The 311-nt window shown below is 70.1% G+C and carries 1 pseudogene; it reads left to right on the forward strand.

What is annotated here, in order from left to right:
- Positions 1-26: 26 nt before the first annotated feature.
- Positions 27-311 (forward strand): annotated as a pseudogene (locus tag EN874_RS32960) (tRNA(Ile)-lysidine synthetase); the annotation flags it as partial.

The raw sequence follows: 311 nt of genomic DNA on the forward strand, positions 1-311 counted from the left end.
GCGAGGACCTCGGGCATCGTGCCTCCGTGCTGATCGAGGCTTTTGCCAGCAGGCCGGTTCCGGGCCTCATCCGCCTCGACTGCGATTTTGCCGCGCATGGGGACGAGAAGGCGGCCGTCTACGCGCTGCGCATCCTGCTGGCCACAATCGGCGGCACGGCGTTCCTGCCCGACGAAGCGCGCTGTGCCGTGCTGCTTGCTCGCCTGCGGGAGGCTTCGCTTCGCGCCACATTGTCGCGGACGGCGATCGACGCGCGCCGGGCGGGCATTTTCCTTCGCCGCGAGAACCGCAACCTGCCCGCCCCCGCTCTG

Source organism: Mesorhizobium sp. M1D.F.Ca.ET.231.01.1.1, assembly GCF_003999155.2.
In the GTDB taxonomy this organism is placed as follows: domain Bacteria; phylum Pseudomonadota; class Alphaproteobacteria; order Rhizobiales; family Rhizobiaceae; genus Mesorhizobium.